This is a genomic window from Psychrobacter sp. ANT_H56B (assembly GCF_008369245.1).
Lineage (GTDB): Bacteria > Pseudomonadota > Gammaproteobacteria > Pseudomonadales > Moraxellaceae > Psychrobacter > Psychrobacter cryohalolentis.
In genome coordinates, this window is sequence record NZ_VOBF01000002.1 from 313,518 (window position 1) to 335,187 (window position 21,670).

At 43.2% G+C, this 21,670-nt stretch carries 19 protein-coding genes; 6 read left to right on the plus strand and 13 right to left on the minus strand.

Translation table 11 applies throughout. The features are described from left to right. Positions 1–67: 67 nt before the first annotated feature. The 7 genes from FQ082_RS04040 to uraD all read right to left on the minus strand — a co-directional run bounded on the left by FQ082_RS04040 (position 68) and on the right by uraD (position 7,011). Entirely contained in the window at positions 68–904 is an 837-nt protein-coding gene (locus FQ082_RS04040) for a bifunctional allantoicase/(S)-ureidoglycine aminohydrolase (RefSeq protein WP_149492131.1), read from the minus strand. 114 nt (positions 905–1,018) lie between these two features. After that, positions 1,019–1,561 carry an ureidoglycolate lyase gene (locus FQ082_RS04045; RefSeq protein ID WP_149492132.1) on the minus strand — a complete coding sequence of 181 codons (543 nt, stop codon included), beginning with the start codon at positions 1,559–1,561 and terminating at the stop codon, positions 1,019–1,021. A 224-nt stretch (positions 1,562–1,785) separates the two neighbouring features. Beyond that, positions 1,786–2,766 (minus strand): allantoinase PuuE, encoded by a 981-nt coding sequence (puuE, locus tag FQ082_RS04050; protein WP_011514239.1) that lies wholly within the window; start codon positions 2,764–2,766, stop codon positions 1,786–1,788. A 100-nt stretch (positions 2,767–2,866) separates the two neighbouring features. Then, on the minus strand, positions 2,867–4,378 hold the full coding sequence (locus FQ082_RS04055) for an NCS1 family nucleobase:cation symporter-1 (RefSeq protein WP_149492133.1): 1,512 nt from the start codon (positions 4,376–4,378) through the stop codon (positions 2,867–2,869). Between the two features lie 146 nt (positions 4,379–4,524). Beyond that, on the minus strand, positions 4,525–5,874 hold the full coding sequence (locus tag FQ082_RS04060; protein WP_149492134.1) for a urate hydroxylase PuuD: 1,350 nt from the start codon (positions 5,872–5,874) through the stop codon (positions 4,525–4,527). 208 nt (positions 5,875–6,082) lie between these two features. Then, positions 6,083–6,451, minus strand: coding sequence for a hydroxyisourate hydrolase (uraH, locus tag FQ082_RS04065; RefSeq protein WP_011514236.1), 369 nt, complete (start codon positions 6,449–6,451; stop codon positions 6,083–6,085). A 38-nt stretch (positions 6,452–6,489) separates the two neighbouring features. Next, positions 6,490–7,011, minus strand: coding sequence for a 2-oxo-4-hydroxy-4-carboxy-5-ureidoimidazoline decarboxylase (uraD, locus tag FQ082_RS04070; RefSeq protein WP_262498147.1), 522 nt, complete (start codon positions 7,009–7,011; stop codon positions 6,490–6,492). A gap of 336 nt (positions 7,012–7,347) precedes the next feature. Here uraD and FQ082_RS04075 point away from each other — a divergent pair, with 336 nt between their 5' ends. Next, on the plus strand, positions 7,348–8,013 hold the full coding sequence (locus tag FQ082_RS04075; RefSeq protein WP_011514234.1) for a TetR/AcrR family transcriptional regulator: 666 nt from the start codon (positions 7,348–7,350) through the stop codon (positions 8,011–8,013). A 162-nt stretch (positions 8,014–8,175) separates the two neighbouring features. On the opposite strand, the gene FQ082_RS04080 is transcribed toward FQ082_RS04075, so the two are convergent. Next, positions 8,176–9,582, minus strand: a complete 1,407-nt coding sequence (locus tag FQ082_RS04080; protein ID WP_149492135.1) for a uracil-xanthine permease family protein — start codon at positions 9,580–9,582, stop codon at positions 8,176–8,178. A 649-nt stretch (positions 9,583–10,231) separates the two neighbouring features. On the opposite strand from FQ082_RS04080, the gene FQ082_RS04085 reads away from it, so the two are divergent. Beyond that, entirely contained in the window at positions 10,232–12,325 is a 2,094-nt protein-coding gene (locus tag FQ082_RS04085; protein ID WP_149492136.1) for a TonB-dependent receptor domain-containing protein, read from the plus strand. 184 nt (positions 12,326–12,509) lie between these two features. Next, positions 12,510–13,808 carry a PepSY-associated TM helix domain-containing protein gene (locus FQ082_RS04090; protein ID WP_149492137.1) on the plus strand — a complete coding sequence of 433 codons (1,299 nt, stop codon included), beginning with the start codon at positions 12,510–12,512 and terminating at the stop codon, positions 13,806–13,808. Between the two features lie 40 nt (positions 13,809–13,848). On the opposite strand, the gene FQ082_RS04095 is transcribed toward FQ082_RS04090, so the two are convergent. The 4 genes from FQ082_RS04095 to FQ082_RS04110 all read right to left on the minus strand — a co-directional run bounded on the left by FQ082_RS04095 (position 13,849) and on the right by FQ082_RS04110 (position 18,038). Next, complete coding sequence (locus FQ082_RS04095) at positions 13,849–14,619, minus strand: ABC transporter ATP-binding protein (RefSeq protein ID WP_149492138.1); 771 nt, start codon at positions 14,617–14,619, stop codon at positions 13,849–13,851. Positions 14,620–14,664: 45 nt separating this feature from the next. Next, positions 14,665–15,735, minus strand: coding sequence for an iron chelate uptake ABC transporter family permease subunit (locus FQ082_RS04100; RefSeq protein WP_149492139.1), 1,071 nt, complete (start codon positions 15,733–15,735; stop codon positions 14,665–14,667). Between the two features lie 62 nt (positions 15,736–15,797). Beyond that, positions 15,798–16,904 carry an ABC transporter permease gene (locus FQ082_RS04105; RefSeq protein ID WP_149492140.1) on the minus strand — a complete coding sequence of 369 codons (1,107 nt, stop codon included), beginning with the start codon at positions 16,902–16,904 and terminating at the stop codon, positions 15,798–15,800. A gap of 81 nt (positions 16,905–16,985) precedes the next feature. Then, positions 16,986–18,038 (minus strand): siderophore ABC transporter substrate-binding protein, encoded by a 1,053-nt coding sequence (locus FQ082_RS04110; protein WP_149492141.1) that lies wholly within the window; start codon positions 18,036–18,038, stop codon positions 16,986–16,988. A 334-nt stretch (positions 18,039–18,372) separates the two neighbouring features. On the opposite strand from FQ082_RS04110, the gene FQ082_RS04115 reads away from it, so the two are divergent. The 3 genes from FQ082_RS04115 to FQ082_RS04125 all read left to right on the plus strand — a co-directional run bounded on the left by FQ082_RS04115 (position 18,373) and on the right by FQ082_RS04125 (position 20,663). Further along, positions 18,373–19,365: a TonB family protein gene (locus tag FQ082_RS04115; protein WP_149492142.1), complete on the plus strand. Its 993-nt coding sequence runs from the start codon at positions 18,373–18,375 to the stop codon at positions 19,363–19,365. A 106-nt stretch (positions 19,366–19,471) separates the two neighbouring features. After that, positions 19,472–20,161 carry a MotA/TolQ/ExbB proton channel family protein gene (locus FQ082_RS04120; RefSeq protein ID WP_149492143.1) on the plus strand — a complete coding sequence of 230 codons (690 nt, stop codon included), beginning with the start codon at positions 19,472–19,474 and terminating at the stop codon, positions 20,159–20,161. Between the two features lie 100 nt (positions 20,162–20,261). Further along, complete coding sequence (locus tag FQ082_RS04125; RefSeq protein WP_149492144.1) at positions 20,262–20,663, plus strand: ExbD/TolR family protein; 402 nt, start codon at positions 20,262–20,264, stop codon at positions 20,661–20,663. A gap of 175 nt (positions 20,664–20,838) precedes the next feature. On the opposite strand, the gene FQ082_RS04130 is transcribed toward FQ082_RS04125, so the two are convergent. After that, on the minus strand, positions 20,839–21,384 hold the full coding sequence (locus FQ082_RS04130; RefSeq protein ID WP_262498148.1) for a DUF2799 domain-containing protein: 546 nt from the start codon (positions 21,382–21,384) through the stop codon (positions 20,839–20,841). Positions 21,385–21,670: the final 286 nt, after the last annotated feature.

Genomic DNA, 21,670 nt, shown 5'->3' on the forward strand with positions numbered 1-21,670 from the left:
AATTTTGCTGGTGTTCTAAAGAACAATGAATGATAGATTCGAATGAACGACTATACCTTTATATTGCTTATTTTACTGGACGAATAAACGGCATATGTCTATTCACATCTTTATATAGTAAGTATCTAAATGGACCCGGTCCGCCAGCGTAACAAGATTGTGGGCAGAATGCACGCAGCCACATAAAGTCACCTGCTTCAACTTCTACCCATTCACCGTTTAAGTGATAGACGGCTTTACCTTCTAATACATACAAACCATGTTCCATAACATGCGTTTCATCAAATGGAATCACGCCACCTGGTTGAAACGTGACGATATTTACATGCATGTCGTGACGCATATCAGACTGCTCGGTAAATCGAGTGGTTGTCCATACGCCATCAGTACCCGGCATCTCAATAGCTTCAACATCGTGATCGCTAGTTACAAACGCTTCAGGCATATCAATACCTTCACAATGTTGATAAGCTTTACGTATCCAATGGAATTTAACGTGCTTATCGCTATTGTTCTTTAGCGTCCATTTGCAGCCAGGTGGTAAAAATGCATAACCACCTGATTCAAGATGATGCGACACGCCTTCAATCGTCATGTCTATTTCACCTTCAACGATGAATACGACGCCTTCGGCATTTGCATCTAGCTCAGGCTTTTCTGAGCCGCCATTTGGTGCTACTTCGACGATATACTGTGAGAAGGTTTCAGAGAAACCGCTTAAAGGACGTGCAAGCACCCACATCCGCATGCCTGTCCAAAAAGGTAAATAACTAATCACGATGTCGGTTAGTACACGTTTAGGAATAATCGCATAAGCTTCGGTGAAGATAGCACGATCGGATAGTAATTGTGTTTGTGGAGGCAATCCGCCAGTTGGTGCGTAATAAGTACTTTTTGTTGTCATGGTTCGTGTTCCTTAGGGGTTTGGTGCCGCGATAAATTTGTGTCTGAACCTTTGATTTTTTATATGATTAATGCTCTGACATTAGCATAATTCTTCGTCAGTTGACGATAGCCATTAGGCCTGATTTTTAGCCTGCTCAGCAGATATATCAATGCAAACTTCCCAATCATCAATCTCGAATTCATGGCAATTGTTACCTTCGCCGTTGATACGATCAATCACTAAAAAGTCACAATCCGCTTTTAGCGCCAGTAGCGGATGATGCCAAACATTGGCATCATACTGTACACCTTGATGCGAATGAGCATAAAACACTTCTAAATCATCAGCTGATTTAGGCGCATCGCCAGCTTTGGCCACAACCACTATATAGTCTGTGCCATTCATAGAAAAGAACGCTTGCGTGCCAAATGGATGATATTCCATGACCGATAACGTAATAGGGCAATCACGTCTTTTAGTACGGAAAATACTAAAACCGACTTCTCCGCCATCATGAGTGACTTTCGAGATAGCATTATGACGACAGGCAAAGCCACGATTGATATCCCAGCTGTTTTCAGGACACTTTTCTTGATCATTATAAGGCTCAATAACTGAGCCATAAGGCGCAAAAGCAGCTTTAGTTAAAGGTTTAGCAATGATTGTAGTTTTCATAAGTTCACCTTTAGATTAATTAGCAATATTATTTATTTGTTCTAGCAATTTATTCAGTTATAGCTCGATTTGAGCTAAGGAAATACCGGACATAAGATGTCATTTTTAAGCAATTGCAGCACTCAGGTATCAACCACCTCGAGCGTATCATCCGTTAGCTTACGTGGTTGCTACTATGTACGTGCTTATTAATATGATGATACGTCTTATGATTGTTGTTACGGCTACATCCAGTTGGCGGTGTTATCAGCCGTGGCTGGATGATTTTCATACCAGTGCTTGGCTATTTCATCGCGGCGGCAGATCCAAACGTCGGGTTTACTGGTGATGTATTGTAAAAACTGTTTGAGCGCTTTAATGCGACCAGCACGACCAATGATGCGGCAATGCAAACCAATGGTTAGCATCTTGGGTGTGTCTTGACCTTCTTCATATAAAGTGTCAAAGCTGTCTTTTAAGTATTGATAAAAAGGTTCAGCATTGGTGAACCCAGGACTTGAAGAAAAACGCATGTCATTGGTCTCAAGCGTATAAGGAATGACCAGATGCGGTTTGCGAGCAATTTTGTTGCCTTCTTCTACTTTAACATTGAGCCAGTACGGCAGCTCATCAGCATAAGAGTCAGAGTCATAAATGTAGCCGCCTTGTTCTGCGACCAGCTCGCGAGTATTTGGGCTATCGCGACCGGTATACCAGCCAAGAGGCTGATTGCCGACCATCCGCTCAAATATTTCAGTGGCGCGGCGCACATGTTCACGCTCGGTCTCGCGATACATATATTGATAGGTAATCCAGCGCAGTCCGTGACTGGCAATTTCATGACCATCTTCTAGAATGCGCTCGACAATATGCGGTGTTTTTTCGGCAGCGGCTGCACAAGTAAAGGTAGTAATAGGTAAACCATATTCTTTAAAAGTATCTAGTACGCGCCAAACACCCACTCGGCTACCATATTCAAAGGCTGACTCAATCGACTGATGGCGGTTGTTAAATTCTGGCGTACCTAAAACATCTGATAAAAAACGTTCTGACTGACCGTCGCCATGCAAGACACTGTTCTCTGCGCCTTCTTCGATATTTAGCACAAATTGTACGGCAATCTTAGCGCCGCCCGGCCAATTAGCTTTGGGTGGATGGTCGCCATAGCCTTTTAAATCGCGTGGATAAGCGGCTTGATCAAAGTCGCTGGTTATCTTTTTTTTCATGGTGTTTTATCCTTTATAAAAACAGAGTAATAGGTCTGTTAGACATGTAATAACTATTTTTTATTCTACTATTGCACTTCATGTTTCTGACTTCACTGCCTTATTCTACTATGGTGTCAGGATCTACTGCATAAGGGCGCATCAATACCCAATACACGATGCCACCTATTGCCGCGCCTAATAAGAAACCATAACCTTCAAGCTTAGTCAGTGCGGGTATCAATACCGTGGCGATAGAGAATAAAGCGCCGATTGCAAAGGCGATAAGCGCACGGATGTTCCAGCCTTTGTAGTAGTAATAAGCACCAGTTGGTTGAGCGGAAAATAAGTCATTCATATCGATATGTTGACGTTTAATTAGGTAATAATCGATGACTAAGATACCAAAGAATGGAGCGATAACCGCACCAATAGTATTTACAAAACCGACAATACCGATCTTACTGATGAATGATAGCCACAATGCACCAACGAAAAAGGCGATAACAGCAGTAATTAAACCGCCCATGCGAAAGTTAATATGCTTAGGAAATAAGTTAGCCAAATCGTAAGCAGGGGGAATAAAGTTTGCAACCATATTGATACCGACGGTTGCGGCAAAGAAGGTCAGCGCTGCAATAATGGTCAAGGGTAGAGAATCCACGCGATCAACAATATCCGATGGATTGGTCAATGCTTCGCCAAATATTACTAGGGTTCCAGCGGTAATGACCAAGGCGATGAACGAGAAAAATACCATGTTGATGGGTAGACCGAGTAAGTTACCCAAGCGCATATCGCGCTCACTACGCAAAAATCGTGAGAAATCACCGAAGTTTATGACGACTGCTGCGAAATAAGCAACCATCGTACCGACGATAGCAGTAAATGCCTGTATGGAATTTCCACTATAATCGCTGCCACTAGCGAAGATAGAGTTAATCGCAGGTAACAACTCAGAGCCTGATTGATACCAGATGACGGCCATCAGGATGACCATAACGACATAGACTAGCGGTCCTGCCCAATTCAAAAAGTGCTTGATCGGCTCGATGCCTGCCCAAAACAGTAAAATCTGAAATACCCAAACGATAACAAAAGCAATCCAAGCGGTACTATTCAAGCCTAAAAATGTCGTATCTGGGCTACCTATGACAATAGTCAACAAAATGGCAACTGCAGTTGAGGCAAAGTAGGTCTGCACCCCGTACCAAAAGATACCGATAATAGCGCGTAAGATGGCAGGTAAGTTAGCGCCATTGATACCCATGCTGGCACGTATCAAGACTGGAAAAGGGATGCCATATTTGACACTAGGTTTACCAGTTAAGTTGACCATCAGCATGACGATAAATCCTGAGCAGATAATCGCTGCCATGACCCACCACCCATTCAGTCCATAACTCAAAAATAAGGAGGCCGCTAAGGTATAACCGAATAAGCTCTGAATATCATTGGACCAAACATTAAATATCGCAAACCAACCCCAATTACGCTGTTCAGGCTGTAGTGGGGCAAGATCTTCATTATATAATCTTGAGTTTTTGCGTTCTGGATTAAAGGTATTGCAATCATAGAGCGCGCTATTGGATTGAGTACTGAGCTGACTTCCTTGCTCATTCGCAGTGGACATCCTTTTCTCCCTTTAGATTGGAATCAATCGAAATAAACATTGTTAACACTTATTAATGTTTATTGTTAACACTTTAAGGATGTCTAGGTCATTGGTCAAGATAATTGTTTGATCAGCGTTTACTCTTCTTTGTCTAGAATGCTCATTTATAACCCTGAAGCATAAGCAACCAGTTGTTGGCGCTCTTCATCGCTTAGCTGAGTGATATTACCCAGTGGCATATAGCCACTTTGTACGGCAGTCACAATCTTAGCTTGATGAGTTTTTATGTCTGCAGGGGTTTGGATAATAATACCCGCTGGCGGCGCATTAAATCCAGCTTGTGTTGGTTGTGCCGCATGGCAAACGCTACATTTTGCTTCTACTACTTTAATGATAGCGTCGTCAGCTGAAGGAGCAACAGGTATTACTTCGTCGGTAGCGGCAGTTCCGCCAGCAACCGCATTGGGATCAGCCTCTGTAGCAGTAGCAGGTGCTACCGTATTTGTATCTTGAGTGACAGCAGCAGGCGGTGTATCTGTCGGTGATACTTCAGTGACAGCAGGCGTCTTGATTGGAGAAACTGGTAATGGCTCGATAGGTGCTGGACGCATCCAGATAATCAATAGTACGGTTGCTATCGCAGGAATTACTAAGAATTTTGGTCTATGGCGACCCAAGTGTTTTTCGTTGAAGTAATGACGAGCTGTTGCCGTGATGACACCAATGAATACCAATATTAACCAACCATGCGCATGTGAATACATCATTGGATAGTGATTACTAATCATGATAAAGATGAGCGGCAAGGTAAAGTAGTTATTCATCAATGAGCGGTTTCTGGCCATCAATGCCAAATCTGCTACTTCTGGACCTGGTTTGACACCGCGGCGTACACAATCTACGAGTGCGCGCTGAGCTGGCATAATACCGAAGAAGACGTTACCTGCCATGATAGTACCTAAAATGGCACCGACATGGATAAAGGATGCACGATCACTAAACAGCTGGTATGAGCCCCAAGTGGCGATAATCATGAGTACAAAGATAGTGATACTGAAAGCCAGTTTATTTTTGCCGACATTGCTGCGTACAATGACTTCATAAATAAAGTAACTACCGAATAAGAACAGTAAACTGGTCGATATAGCACCAATGCTACTACCAAAATCAACTTTGCTCGGATCAATCAAATAAGCTGTGGCATTGATGTAGTAGACAATAATGAGCATCGCCATACCAGTCAGCCATGTGGTGTAAGCTTCCCACTTAAACCAATGCAGCGTTTTTGGCATCTCTTCAGGTTCGAGCTTGTATTTGGCAATTTCATAGAAACCACCACCATGTACTGCCCAAAGATCGCCTGAAATGCCTTTTTTGGCTTTCCATTCTGGTGGCTTCTGAAGACTCATATCTAGCCATACGAAATAAAATGATGCGCCAATCCATGCTACACCAGCGATAACGTGAAACCAGCGGAAAAATAAGCTTAGCCAATCGAGAAGATATGCACCCATGTTGTCAATGTCCTTTTATATTATTATATCTTGGTAACTCGTAACGACTTTTGCTCACCTTCGTTATTATAAAAGATTGTGATACAACGTAGCGATACCAGCATTATTCATTTGGTCTTAAATCACTGACCTCATTGTCAGGTGTTTAAAGTTTCTAGCACTCGTTTAGCCTTGTTTTTATAAGGTTTCGAGTCATAAAGCTATGGAATCATGATCCGCGATAAGTGCCGTAGCCGTGTGCGCTAAGCAGTAGCGGCACATGGTAGTGACCGTTATCTTGTATCATAAAATCGATGACCACTTGCGGATAAAATACTGTGAGGTTTTGCGTATCAAAATATGCTTGGGTATCAAAGGTCAGCGTATAGCGACCGATATCTAAATGATACTCAGCAATATCAATTTCTGGGTTAAATGCCCAGCTATCTGGCGTCACGCGACCATCAGCGTTGGTGACACCGTTTGCCAATAATGATGGCTCGCCACTGGCACTAATACGATGTAACGTCACTGCGATGTCAGCGGCAGGCTTGCCAAGATGGGTGTCTAAAATATGTGATGAAAGAGTACCTGACATAATAATTCCTTTTATGTATGAGAGAGACAAAGCAAGATTTAAGCGTCGCCTAACAGTTTTTGTAAACGCAAACGCGTGATTTTATTTTGTTCAGTAGCCGCATTGAGCAATTCAGTCTTGCGATCATTTGGCAGGCGAGCTTGCAATAGATCAAGCATTTGCTGCGCGCTTTTACCAGTTGCGAAGACAATAAAGATAAAGCCGAATTTATCGAGATAGTCTTGATTGCCTTGTGCTAACGCTTCAAGTACCGCATCTTCAGCGTCATTGGCGCCTGATTGCTCATGAGCAGCACTGTCTTGCGTATTGCGATACTTCTCTTTTAATGAGTCGACATTGCCAATCTGTGGGTGACCATCAAAGGCTTCTAGCAAGTTAGCTTCATCCGCTTTAGCTTGTTGCCATGCGTCATCGCTTGCACTCAATAGTGCTTTTATATCTGCAAACGGACGTGCGTCTGCCAAGGTTTGCGCCCATTGGCTACTGGTACAGCAAGTTAGAAATTCTGAGGTCGCATCGGCTTGCGAGAGGGCGTTCAGTTGCGCTAGTGATAAGCTCACAGTGATATCCTTATCTATTGACACAAAGTGTTGACGGATACACATTTATCATTTGAGTGATATGAATTTATAAGGTACAGACAGTATCGTGTGCTGATATTAGTCTGTTGATTACTTAACTCAGGGAAAAACTCAGGTGAAAGTAGTATCGATTGAGTCATAATTGGTTAATATATATCCATTCTGCTTAAACCTGACTAAATGGTCAACTACTTTATGCAAAATATTTTTATTTTTTACTAGATATGCTAATAATCAGTGTGTTTCTTCACAGTTTATCTTAAAGTCACGCTAGAATATGGTACTTACTGATATAAATGTCTAATGGTGCAACCTATGACTCAAATTTCTAAAGCAAAAGCTTCATCCGCCTCTGAGAGTGTGGTTCATCGCAATCAGCATGATATTCGTGCCCAAAACCAAGCGGTGATTTTGACTGCCGCTGAAGAAGAGTTTGTGCTGAAAAGCTATCGCGGTGCCACCATGCAAGGTATCGCCGATCGAGCAGGGCTGCCAAAAGCCAACGTGCATTACTATTTTAAGAGTAAGACCAATCTGTACAAAGTAGTTTTGCGTGCGATCATTCAAGAGTGGAATGATGGCTTGGTGACGATGACAGTAGACAGCGATCCGAGAACCGTTATCGAAAAGTTCGTCCGCACCAAATTGCATCAAGCATTTGCAAACCCAAATCGCCATAAGCTATTTGCGTTAGAGGTCATCGGCGGTGCCCCGCATTTACATGATTTTATGTCGACGGCGATGAAAGATTGGGCACTGGATAAGACACAAGTCATGAAGATATGGCATGAGCAAGGCAAAATCGCCATTGCTGACCCTTTACAGCTATTGATTTTGATTTGGGCAACCACGCAGCGCTATGCAGAGTTTGAAACAGAAATCGTCGGCTTAATGCAAAAGAGCGCGTATGATGAGACAGACGAGGCACGCGCTGCTGACTTCTTAATACCTTTTATACTACGAGGCTGCGGACTCGAGTAGTGGTAGATTGGAACAACTGCTATTAATGAATGGCTTGACGCATAAAGGATTGCTTTAACGATATCGCTGCTAATTAGCGCTTTATCATTAAGGCAATCCTTTTCTTTTGTTACTCAGCAAAGTCTTTTACATTGTCTTAGAAAATCATCTAACCCTTCACTTTTAAGCGGCTTCACGAGCAGACTTCACGTCATCCTCAGCATGCTGGTCAGCCGTATCAAACTCTGCACCAAAACTTTTTGGTAAAATCATATCAAGCGTAATCGCGATAATACCCGATACGGTCACTGCTGAACCAAAGATATTACGGAACATCTGCGGCATTTGTGCAAATACATCAGGCACAAAGGCAACACCCATCGCCAAACCTAGAGAAGTGGCTATGATTAAGATATTACGATGGGTAAAGTTTACGGTTGAAAGTATGCGAATACCAGCAGTCGCTACGGTTGCAAACATTAGCAGTGTCACACCACCAACTACTGGTTTTGGTAGCTGAGTGAAGATAGCACCTAGGATAGGAAATAAACCCATAAAAAATAAGATACCGCCGACATAGAAGCCCACATAGCGACTAGCGATACCCGTCATCTGAATAACGCCATTATTCTGGCTAAAAGTAGTGACTGGGAAGCTGTTAAAGATACCAGCAATGGCAGAGTTGACACCATCGGCTAGTACCCCACCTTTGATACGTTTCTCATATAGTGGACCTTTGATAGGCTCACCTGAGATCATCGACGTCGCGGTCAAATCACCAGCAGTCTCGATACTGGTAATGATATACATAAAGGCAATCGGTATAAACGCTTGCCAATCAAAACTAAAGCCAAACTTGAAAGGCACAGGTACAGTCAGTAGCGGGGCTTGTGAGACTAATGAGAAGTCAATACGACCCATAAATGCTGCTACCAGCAAGCCTAACATCAGACCAATAAAAATAGCGCTTGAGCGAATAACTTTGTTAGGTACGATACTAATAAGCACGACACTGATTAATACCCCGCCGCCTAGTAGTAAATTCTCAATACTACCAAAATCTTCAGCACCAACACCGCCTGCTAGATCAGTTAGACCAACTTTGGTTAGGGACAAACCGATGGTGACAATGACACAGCCAGTGACGATAGGACTCATCAAGGATTTAAGTTTAGTAATAAACTGACTCAAGAATATCTCAACAAAGGCGGCTAAAAATGTGACGCCAAAGATTACAGAGAGAATCTCCTCAGGACTACCACCTCGGTTTTTTACTACAAAACCTGCTGCTAACACTGCCGCTAAAAAACCAAAGCTGGTGCCTTGCAGAGCCATTAGCCCTGAACCGACAGGACCAAATTTACGGGTTTGAATAAAGGTTGAAACCCCAGATACCATTAGCGCCATACTGATCAGGTAGGGAATATGCTCACCTAGACCCAAAGCACCGCCAATAATCAATGAGGGTGTAATAACACCAACGAAAGCGGCAAGTACATGCTGTACCGCACCTAAAAATGCTTTTGCAGGCGCAGGACGGTCGTGCAGTCCATACAATAAATCGGGGTTTCCTTGAGTATGCTCACTCATTTTGGCTTTCTCCTAAAGTGACTTTTAGTCCAAGCTCTGTAAAGATATTTAGAGACAGCGTTACGTTGATAAATAAGAGACATATGAGGGTCTCTATAAATCCTTATCGCAGATTGCTGTTTACACAGTATCAAACACAGAGTCGCATGATCCTTATGCAAATACATGCAAGCAAATAACCAGTCTTTCTCAGTCTGACCGATAGTCGTATGTACAAACCTGACTAAATAGTCAACTATCTTAGGGTATATGTAATTGGCAGTATATTGCAATACTTTTTTTTGATATTCAGCGTTTATAAATAATCACTCAGTCGCTCATAATCGCCTCCGCATATAGGTGAAACTTATCTAGACAGCAATAGACTAAAGGTATTCATCAGATGTGCAGGTGCTGATACAAGCGTACAAAGATATTAAAAGAAAATTTTTCAGTTTAAATATTGCCAAATTGTTAATACTTCGTTATTATGCCTGTCAATATTTAAACGCTAATCATTATCATTAACATTAATAATGTCATTCTTATATGAAACTTAATAATTATTAAAGCATCAAGCTTTTTAGAAAGTGATTTTGGGCAAAAATTACTGATTATTGGTTTCCTAAACGAGTTTTAAAATTCTTATACTAGATAAAGTGAGTATGTTATGCGCGAAGTAAAATTAGCAAGATTTTCTAGTCGATTGACCGTATTGTCTATGGGCATAGCAGCAGTATTAGGGGCACAAGCGGCGAGTGCTGCTACCTCAGCAGATATGCCGAGCACCACCTTACAGACCATCACAGTGACGGCAAACAGCTCGGTACGTGAAAGCGTGCAAGAGGGCGGTGTTGATGTTGAAGGCTATACCCCAGCTGCGCAAGCAAGCCACTTAAGTGATTTTTTAAATGTCGTACCCGGTGTTACGGTAGGTGGTACGTCAGCGGTCAATCAGCGTATACGCGTACGTGGACTGGATGATACCAATCTAAAAGTCACTATTGATGGCGCTCGCCAAGAAGGCACGCTGTTTTATCATATGGGCGATGTGACCATTGACCCTGATTTGCTAAAACAAGCGGAAGTATCGGTCGGTAATAACTCAGTGACACTAGGTAACGATGCGCTAGGTGGCGCAGTTGCTTTTAAAACCGTTGATGCCGCTGATTTGCTAAAACCGGGGCAAAAAATCGGTGCCAAATTGCACGCAGGTTATGCTAGTAATAATGATGAACTGCTCACCTCAGCGACTGTGTTTGCTGCGCCAACGGATAATATAGACTTACTGGCTTATTATGGTCAGCGTAATGCCAATGCGGGGGAAGATGGCGAAGGTCGTAAGATCCAAACGGAAGATAGCAAAGGCGAGAATATTTTATTAAAGGCGGGCGCGTATATTGCCAATGACCATCACGTAGGGGCTAGCTTTAGCCGTACCGAAAACGAAGGCATGTTCCCATTACGCCCAGATTTCCCAGCAAGCCCAGGCGTTGGCAGTTGGAATGAAATTCTGCCGCAAAAGGTTAAGCGTGATACTTATGGGCTGGACTATAGCTACAATCCTGCCAGTAACTTGGTCAATGTCGATACCAATGTTTATCAAACCGAAACGCAGATTTCACGAGATACCGACTATACGACAAAGCCAGGTTATAACTGGGAAGCAGGCGTAAAAACTACGGGCGCAAAAATTCAAAATACCAGTGTTATTGATACCAGTGTCGGCACGCACAAGCTAATTGCCGGTATTGAACACTACAAAAAAGAATCTGAGCTAGAGCGTGACTTCGTTAAAAAGGGCACCGATGAAGCCAAGAATACCTCTATTTATCTAGAAGATCAGTGGAAAAATGGCAAATTAACCTTAACGCCGGGCATACGCTACGACCGTTATGAGTCGCCTGAATTTGTTGCTGGTGGCAAAACTTATGACAATGTCGTTGGTGCGCTTGCAGCAAGCTATGAGATTGCACCGTTAACGCAAGTGTTTGCCAGTTATACGCAGTTATTTAACGGTCCTGATTTGAGCCAAGCGATTTTTAACTCAGATGGCGACAAAACCTACGTCAATAAAGACTTAAAAGCAGAAGAAGGATCAAATGCTGAGATTGGTATCGTTAAAACATTGCGTGACCTAACGGTAGCGGGTGATGCGTTACAACTTAGCGGAAAATATTTTGAAACTGATATCGAAAACTTTATTGAATTTGTCCGTTCTGGTGGTACTCGCGTTGGCTTAGACTGTACCACTGGACAACTTGGTGGCGCTTGCCAAGGCGCGGTCAATAAAGATGAAGATTATAAAATTAAGGGTGTTGAGCTCGCTGCTGACTATAAAATGGATAGTTTTAGCATGGGTCTAAGCTATGCCCATGCACGTAGCAAAGGTGATAAAACGGGCTATAGCATCCCATCAGTAACGGGTGGCAGTGCCGACTCTGGCGATAAATATATGGTGAACTTGGCCTACGTACCAACAGACACCACCGAGCTGGGCTGGCGCAGTACCTATGTGGCTGCCATCACGCCCAAAACTGAATCTGCCCAGCTTGAAAAGTCTAACTATGATGTGCATGATATTTTTATGAGCTATATGCCAAAACAAGTCGATGGTTTAAAAGCGACTGTTGGGGTTTATAATATCTTTGATGAAACCTATGCCAGCCATGCGTCACGTTCGCTTGCAGAACAAGCAGATGGTTTGCGTACCGACTTTGAACCCGGTCGCAATATCAAAGCATCTTTAACCTATCAGTTCTAAATTTATACTGATCATGCGTAAAAAATGAGTATCAAAAAAGCCAGCTGCTTTGTATAAGAGCTGGCTTTTTTATGTCGAAACCTCTTTTTTAAACCATATGTCTTTTTTAAATCGTTTTATGCGTCTTTAACACATCAGCATTTAGCGCCATTCTAACGCTAAAATTAACAAAGAATAATAATCAATGATTTCATTTAACCCACGCCAAACTTGCCTATGGATTCACCATTATACTGGACTTGTGATGGCCGCTTTTTTACTCATGGCTGGTATAACGGGCGCACTATTGGCATTTCACGATGAGCTGGACGCGGTATTTAATCAGCGTTTGGCGGTTGTTGAGAAAGCGCAGACACCGCCATTGTCTATCGCCACCTTGCAGGACAAAGTGATTAGCCATTATCCAGAATACAGTTTTTCGACCATGCCCGTGGCAATCGAGCCTAATCACGCTGTCGTCTTTGCTGTCGATAAATATAAAGGCGATATAAAAGTAGAACCTAAACCCTTGTTCCAAGAGGTTTATATCAATCCCTATACTGCGGATATTATTGGCACGCGTGATAAAGACGAGTGGGCATGGCGCAATACCATGTGGAAGGTGTTCTGGCTGCATCGTGAGTTGTTGCTTGGTGATATTGGTAAGTTAGTACTAGGTATTATTGCGCTTGTTTGGACGATTAATTGTTTTATTGGATTTTATTTGACCTTTCCAAGAGCGTTTAAAAAGAATCAGGTACCGCCCCAATATCCTGCTAAAAAACGGGCTTCTTTATTAAAACGCTGGCTGCCTGCGTGGAAAATCCGCACCAAAACCAATGCCTTTAAGCTTAATTATGATGTGCATCATGCGTTTGGTTTATGGTTGTGGCTGATGCTGTTTGTGATTGCTTGGTCAAGTGTCGGTTTTAATTTGCAGCAGATCTATAAGCCGGTGATGCAAGCGGTGGTAGGGCTTGACAGTAAAGCAGGTAACAAAGGCAAAGAAGATAAATTGAATAAAGCAGATAAATCTAGCGCGCCAGTTAGCACTGAAATGATCACCGCTGATGTTGTTAATAAAGCCAATAGTAGTGATTATTTAAGCAAGCAAGCGAATATTGCCGCGCAAAAAAACGGACTAACCGTACAGCAATTATTGGGTATTCGCTGGGTTGAGGAAGATAAGCAGTGGCAGATGCGCTTTAAAACCAATCAAGACATCGGCAAGAAAAGTGGCGCGTCTTCAATTACAGTCAATGCAAGAGATGGTAGCATTGAGAAAATAAATTTTGCTTATCAAAACGCCTCATTTGGTCATAAAGCTGACCAATGGCTATCTACCTTACATATGGGACATATCAGTCATGGTGTCGGTCATCTGGCATATCAGATATTTTTAGCATTGATAGGGCTTGCCGTTGCTGTCTTATCTGGTACTGGCGTGTATTTGTGGTGGAAAGGTCGACAGCAACGCTTAAAATCTTTGCGAAAGCTGAGATAAAATTGGTGTCAAAGTGACAAAGCCGTTTACAAGTACGATTTTAAGCCGCATCCACGATTACCGGACGACCTTGATGATTAAGTACTGTCACATCAACGTTATAGAGATCTTTCATGGTTTGTTGGGTAATGACATCGACAGGACATCCAATAGCTTGTACTTGACCGTTCTTCATGGTCACCACCGTATCAGCGAACTGGGCGGCTTGATTGATGTCATGGAGGACAATGACCACGGTTTTTTGCTGGCTATGACTTAACTCACGCAGCTCACGCATCAAGCGACCTGAATGATACATATCGAGATTATTTAGCGGCTCATCAAGCAATAAATACGGTGTATCTTGGCAAACAATCATCGCAATCAGCACCCGTTGCCGCTGTCCACCCGATAAGGCGGATAAAAAACGCTCCGCTAATGGTTGCAGCTCAAAAAGCTCGATAATCTCTTTAACCTTTTGCTGATCTTTCGCAGTAGGTCGTCCTTGGTGATAGGGATAGCGCCCAAACATCAGCAATTCATGTACCCGCAGCCGACCTTGCACATGATTGTCTTGACTGAGCATGGCTACCGTCGTCGCAAGGGTACGCGCATCGCATTGAGCAATATCACGTTCCTCATTATCTACAGCAAAGCTAACCTGTCCGCTTTGCAATGATTGCAACCGCGCCATCACCGAAAATAACGTCGATTTACCGGCACCATTGGGACCAATTAAAGCGATGACTTGTGACGGTGGCAACAATAAGTTGATATCGTGTAAAATCTGCTGCTTGCCAATATGATGCGATACACCCGTTATTTTTATCATAATGCTTCTTTTTTTAGCTGAATGTTTAATAAGTGATTAGAGTTTTTAATTCAAGCGCCGCTGGCTCATAAATATCAACGCTAAAAATACCAAGCCACCTGCCAGTTCAATAACGACGGATAATACGCCTGCCATACCGAGTACTTGTTCAAAGAGCGTTTGACCGAGTACCAAGCAAATCATCGCTACTAAACTCACTAAAATGAGCCGTTCGCTATGATACATATGGCGCGCCAGTCGATTGGTTAAAGCGCAGACCAATAAGCCAAAAAAGGTCACGGGACCGACCAACGCCGTAGCTGTAGCGACCAATACCGCGATGACAGTTAATAGCCCAAATGCCAAACGTTGATAGTTAATACCGAGATTAGTTGCCTGCGCTTTACCCAACATCAGCACATCACATTGATACCGCCAGCGCCAAATAAATAGCGCACTTACGACACAAATAAATAGACTGATGACTAATAGCTGCGGATTGACCGTATTAAACTGCGCGTAACTTGCCGATTGCACCACCACAAAATCATCTGGATTAATCAGTCGCGCAATCAGGGCTGATAAGCTGCGAAACAAGACGCCAAAAATAACCCCTACCAATATCAGCCGCGTTAAGTCCTGACTGCTTTTGGAAAACAGTAATTTAAACAGTAATAACGTCGCGCCAAACATCAATACAATCTCAAGCGAAAATTTGGCAACTGGATTAAGACTGGTGAAGCTAATTGCGCCTAAGAAAAATACCAATATGCTTTGCAATAGCACATAAAGTGAGTCAAAGCCCAATAATGAGGGCGTGAGGATAGGGTTATGGGTTAAAGTTTGGAAAAGCAGAGTAGAGACGCCAATTGCGTAGCCGACCACCATCAGCGCCAATAGTTTTTTACCCCGTAGTGGCAGGGCAAAGTCCCAATGCCCATGGACATTGACGGTTAAAAATAAAATGGCGGAGATTAATAAAACAAGAGCCGCAACAGATTTAGGCTGTTGACTGATAGCTAACCATAGCCTTGTCCAGAATTTTGCCAATGGGTTCAGGTTGGCGGTAGCACTCTTAGCAGCACTATCAATAGTAGCATCAGTCGTTTGACCAGACGAGGTAGAAGGTAAAAACATACGCTAATCTTATAAAAGAGAATGGCAAGTAAAACAATGATAACTTAGATAATCTAGCTCATTTAGGACTCAGCAGGCGCACGTAATAATAGCCATAAAAACACCACCGTTCCGACCACGCCAAAGACGGTCGCTACCGGAATCTCGAACGGATAGCGAATCGAGCGCCCGATAATATCGCAAAGCAATACCGCTGAAGCACCCAATAACGCGACCGCTGGCAAGCTGCGCCTGAGCTTATCGCCCATAACGCGACTGACGATATTCGGCACGACCAAGCCAATAAAAGGAATCATGCCAACCGTCACCACGACCACGGCACTCATCATGGCGACCATACCAATGCCAATCCACGTCACATGACGCTTACTGATACCCAAATTTAAAGCAATATTATCGCCCAAACCAATAATGGTCAGCTTATCGGCGATAATATAAGCAATAATACACAGCCCGCTGGTCAACCATAACAGCTCATACCGTCCTGACAACACGCTTGAGAAGTCACCAAATTGCCAAACGCTGAGCATCTGTAACGTTTCCGTTTGATAGGCAATAAAGGTAGTAATAGCATCAATAATCCCGCCAAAGACAATACCAATCAACGGAATCATCAAGAAATCTGTCGGCGGAATACGATGAATCAGCAGCATAAAGAGCATCATGCCAAATACCGCCGCAATGGTTGCCACACTCATTTTTACAATTAGCGCGCTGGCTGGAAAGAACAGACTCACCACCAATAAGCCAAGGGCAGCGCTTTGAGTTGCGCCGACCATAGACGGCTCTACAAAGCGATTCTTGAGTACCACTTGAATAATCATACCTGCCACTGCCATGGCAATACCGGTCAAAATAATAGCAATCGTTCGCGGCAAACGACTGACCAGCATCAGGGAGCTGTCCGAGTTGGCACTATGATTGATGAGGCTATGAAAAACACCTGACCATGAAAAGTCAGCAACCCCAATCGATAAACTTAGCAATACCAACATTCCCATGATGACCAAGCTTGCGGTATTGATTAACCAAGGTGCTATTTTTGCGTGGCGTGGTTTAGAGTTTAACTGACCATTTACCTTCTGCTGCCATCTTGAGGGTACAGAAGATATAGATGTATCACTATTAGCGTTATCAATATTAGTAGCGTGATTAGAAAATAGGGGCATAACGGCTGCTAACTTATGGCTGGCGTAAAGGGTAGACGCAAGAATGTGCACTTACGTCTGTTTTTCAACGAATAAAAATATTTACTTTGCTTGGCTAAATGCCGTTTTGATCGCGGTCAAATCTTGCATCCACTGATAATAACCACCAAATGCAAGGTATGAATCTGGGCTTAGATAGACCACTTGATTCTTTTTCCAAGCGGTGGTTTGCGCGACTAATGGATTGTCCAAGACGGCTTTTGCACCAACGCTTTCTTCACCGATAGCCGCGCTACGGTCAATCACAAACAGCCAGTCAGGGTTGGTTTTTTGCAAGTATTCAAAAGAAACTGGCTGACCATGATCGGCGTCTTTTATCTGATTATCAACCATCAGTACGCCAAGTACGGTATGGATAAAGCCAAAACGTGACTTATCACCGTAAGCAGACAACTTATTACCATTAACCATGATGACCAAGCCATTGCCTTTATTTTTGGTCGCTGTTTTCGTCTCATCAATAAGACCGTCGATATCCTGTTGCAGCTTCAAGGCTTGATCGCTCTTGCCAAATAACGCACCCAAATCATGCAAGCGCTGTTTGCTAGACTCATAGATATTGGCAGTATCAATACTCATATCAAGCGTTGGGGCGATGCTTGAGAGCGCATTATATTTCTCTGCCATACGCGAGCCGACCAAGATAGCTTGTGGTTGCATTGCGTTTAATGCTTCAAGATCTGGCTCAAATACCGTGCCGACTTCTTTCGGATCTGGTTGAGTTTTTGAATACAGGTTATTCAATTTTAGACCGCTTGGCATGCCATCAACAGCGACATCGAGCGCTGCCAAATCCTGCATCAAGGTCATGTCATAAACCACTAGCGGCGATGGGTTGATTGCCAAATCAACGGATCCCTTGATGGTATCAACGCTAATAGTGGTCACAGAAACCGCCTCGTTAGTGGCGACATTTTTGGCTTTATCAGCGGTTTTATTTTCGGTGTTGCTATCTGCGGGTTCTGAGTCATTAGATTCAGGAGCGCTACAGCCAGTTACAGTAATACTAGTAAGCAGTGCAGTCATGAGAGCAGCTATTAAGGGACGTTTAAAAACAGGAGTAGCACGGTGGCTAGAGAATGAGGTAGTAGACATAGATAACTCGGTATAGGACGGGTTTTGGCAGTTTTATACAACCTGCTCGATAAAAATCTTCATTTAACGGCAGGTTAAATGATTCGGTGTTTTATTATAAATTGGTTAAATAATTCAGCCGCCATCATAAGGTAATTGAGACGTATTATCAATAAAGATGATAATGATTTTTATTAACTAAGTGTATTCAGGTTATAATAGAATCGCATACTGACCTAGATTGAACTTAAAAAATTCATAATAACGCCTGAAATATTAGAAATTTACTATTGATAATAGTTATCGTTTGCATTATTATCACCACCATTCTATGACGGTTAAATGCTAGAGTATTATGAGTTCAACGGATTTAGAGACGCCCCCACTTAAATCAATCTTGATAGCTATACTAGTTGTAGTAGGGCTTCACGTGCTCACGGCAGTGGCATTGGTGGCAATGAAACCGTCTGCACCCAAAGTCGCGCCGCCCAAACAGACGCCGCCTATTGAAATAGAGCTGGTATCATTACCTTCTGTGTTACCTAAAGAGCCAGAAAAAGTGGTGAAATCTGTTGAAAAAGAAGTGACTAAGGTTGTGATAGATGAAAGCACGCCAGCGCCAAAACCGCAGACTATAATAAAACCAAAGTCGGTCACAGAGACGCCAAAACAACCAGTGGTACAAGAACGCAAACCTGATATTACACCGCTAGTCAAAAAAGAAAAGACAACGTCGATTGTTCAGGAAAAGCCGTCACAAAAACAGACTAAGCAAGAAGAGTCGCATCCCGCCATTGATAAAGCCATATCTGAGCAGCTTGCTAATAACCAAAAGGTTAACAATCAGCAAGCTGAGCAACGTCGACTTGTAGCAGCACAAGCGGAAAAAGCAGCGCAAGAAGTACAGAGGCAACAGGCGCAGGCTCAGGAAGCGCAAAGAGTAGCAAATGCTAAAGCCGCTCGAGATGCCCAAGCTAAAGCGAATGCCGAAGCAGCAAGAGCGGCTAAGCAAGCAGAAGAGGCCGCTAAAGCAGCTGCTGAAAGTAATGAGCCTGTCAATTTTACCGCCAGCTCGGCAAATTGGGTATCAGCGCCAAACTTCAGTTTCCCTGAGCGCGTTGCACGACGAGCAAATTCGGGTGATACGCTCAACGTAGTGTTGATACTGAGGGTAAATAAGCAGGGCGGGATTGATAATGTGCGTATCGTTCAATCTTCGGGGAATGCGGCATTGGATAAAGAAGCGACGCGGCAAGTGCGCTCAGGCAAGTTTAAACCCTTTACGAATAATGCTGGCGTACCAGTGGTTGGCAATGTGACCTTGCCTGTGAGCTACGCAGTACCTTAATGATTATCCATCTATAAAAACATACATTCTAATCTTTTCACGATAAGCATAAATGCGATAGTCGCTGCAGGTTTATATGATTGCACAACTTACTAGGGAGTCTGACATGGACTTTACAACTTACTGGCAATATAGCGACATGGTGACTAGAACCTTGTTCTTTTTACTGCTCGCTTTATCTATCATCTCTTGGGTCACGGGCATCATCCGGGTGCTACAAAGCCGAAAATTGGTGACGACTGTTGCTGATGATTTGAGCCAGCAGATGCAGGCAAAGCGCTCAGATCTAAGCGTGGCAGATGCAGCGACGCGGCGTTTGATTACTGAGCAAACCTTGCTAAAGCACATTGGTCGCTACCGTTTTGCTAGCGAGCGTGGTTTGCCTATCCTTGGTACGACAGCAGCGATTGCACCGTTTATTGGTCTGTTTGGGACAGTATGGGGTATTTTCCATGCCCTACGTAATATTGGTATGAGCGGACAAGCAGGACTTGGGCAGGTAGCGGGACCGGTCGGTGAGGCACTTATCATGACCGGTTTAGGAATAGCCGTAGCGATTCCAGCGGTAGTGTTCTATAACCTTGCTGTACGTATTAATCGTAGCCTCATGTACCATGCAAATGATCGCGCCCATGATTTACTGGCGCAATCTGCTGAGCTAGCAGTCACACAACAATCATCAATAAATAATGAATCTGCCGTGACTCAAGCTCAGTTAGTAAAAGGCAATCATACAGAGACGCAAGCCCCTCAACAAACAGAACATTATCATGAATCAGCACCATCACAGCCGTAACTCTATTTATTGATAGAGTTTTACATTAAAAGAAAGCGAAGCGACAGATAAGCTAGAAAGTCATAGCTTTGATGATTATACAAAACGTATTGAGAATATTATGGCATTTCAATTGGGTGATGATAGTAGTCAAAGCATGAATGAGATGAACCTCATTCCGCTGATCGATATCATGCTGGTATTGATGATTATCTTTTTAGTGACGGCGAGCGTATTGAATCCGGCAGTGCCATTAGATTTGCCAAAGACCAGTGCGATGTTAAATGAAATCCCGCCCGAAGCGATCCAAATCAGTATTGATAAAGATGCAGGAATATTTTGGGACAGCGACCCTATTAGTATGGAAGAGCTAGAAGTACGCTTGCAGCAGCAAAGCGCCGCTGGCAAAGATCCTTCCGTACAACTACGTGCTGATAAAGACAGTAAATATGATACCGTCGCTCAAGTGTTGGCAGCGGCGAGTGAAGCGGGACTAAGCAAAATAGCCTTTGTTAATGAATAGCCGTTAAAGCCATAAGACTGCTAGAAGTATCAGCAAGCTTATTAACAGAAAAATCAGCAGAATAATAATAAGAACCATTAAAATAATAAACTTTCTCTCCGGCCTCACAAGGTAATCTTGTGAGGTTTCCTTTATTTTATTAATGTATTATTTGGCTTTTATTCTTGATAAATGCTTACCAGCCGTAGCCAAATGGGCGATAGCCGTAGCCTCCATAGCGTCCAGGACCATAACCAAACGGATAAGGCGACCGCAAGTAATCAAGGTCACGTTGGCGGATATGGTAATAGCGACCTTGCGCGTAAGCTTCTTCGAGCTTTTCAATTCCTTCAAGCGGGCAGACAGGCTGCCAGTCATAGCCTTCACGACCACGCTTATAAGCATTTAGCTCAGTACAGTATTTTTTTAGCCCCAGCTGGCGACCCTGTTCCCATTGAATACGGTTTGGCATGGGAGCGCCAGCACTAGCACAGCTATTAGCATAATGACCAAAATAATCCCCCGAGCGCCCATTGATACCGTCGGCATAGCCCACTTCTTGCCAGTTGCTGCTTTGACATTGCTGCGGCGTCAGGCTTTTTTGGGTGGTAGCACAGCCTGATAAAGTAAATAAGGCAACACCGATTAGTGTTAAGGCAACGTTGGACCTACTCATGATTGGACTGCGCGATTTTTGAGTAAAATTGGCACTCGATGAGTTTCGCTTAATAAGATTATTCATAATAAACCTGCGCGCGTTTAAAATTATGGTTTATCATAGCACCTTTTTATAGGCTCGACTTTTTGTATCTTGTTATCGAACGAGTAGCTTTCTGTACTAAGTATTTGATATGCCACTATAAATATCAGCGATATTTTAGATTAGCTGCTTGCTTGTCTCATAACGATAGATAATCTAGCATACGGTAATTTATATACTTGCGCTCTATTCTTCTTGATTTTTGAGAGCTGACACGCATTATAAATACAGTTATCAAGGTCAGTCACGTATAAAATAATCGCTGCTA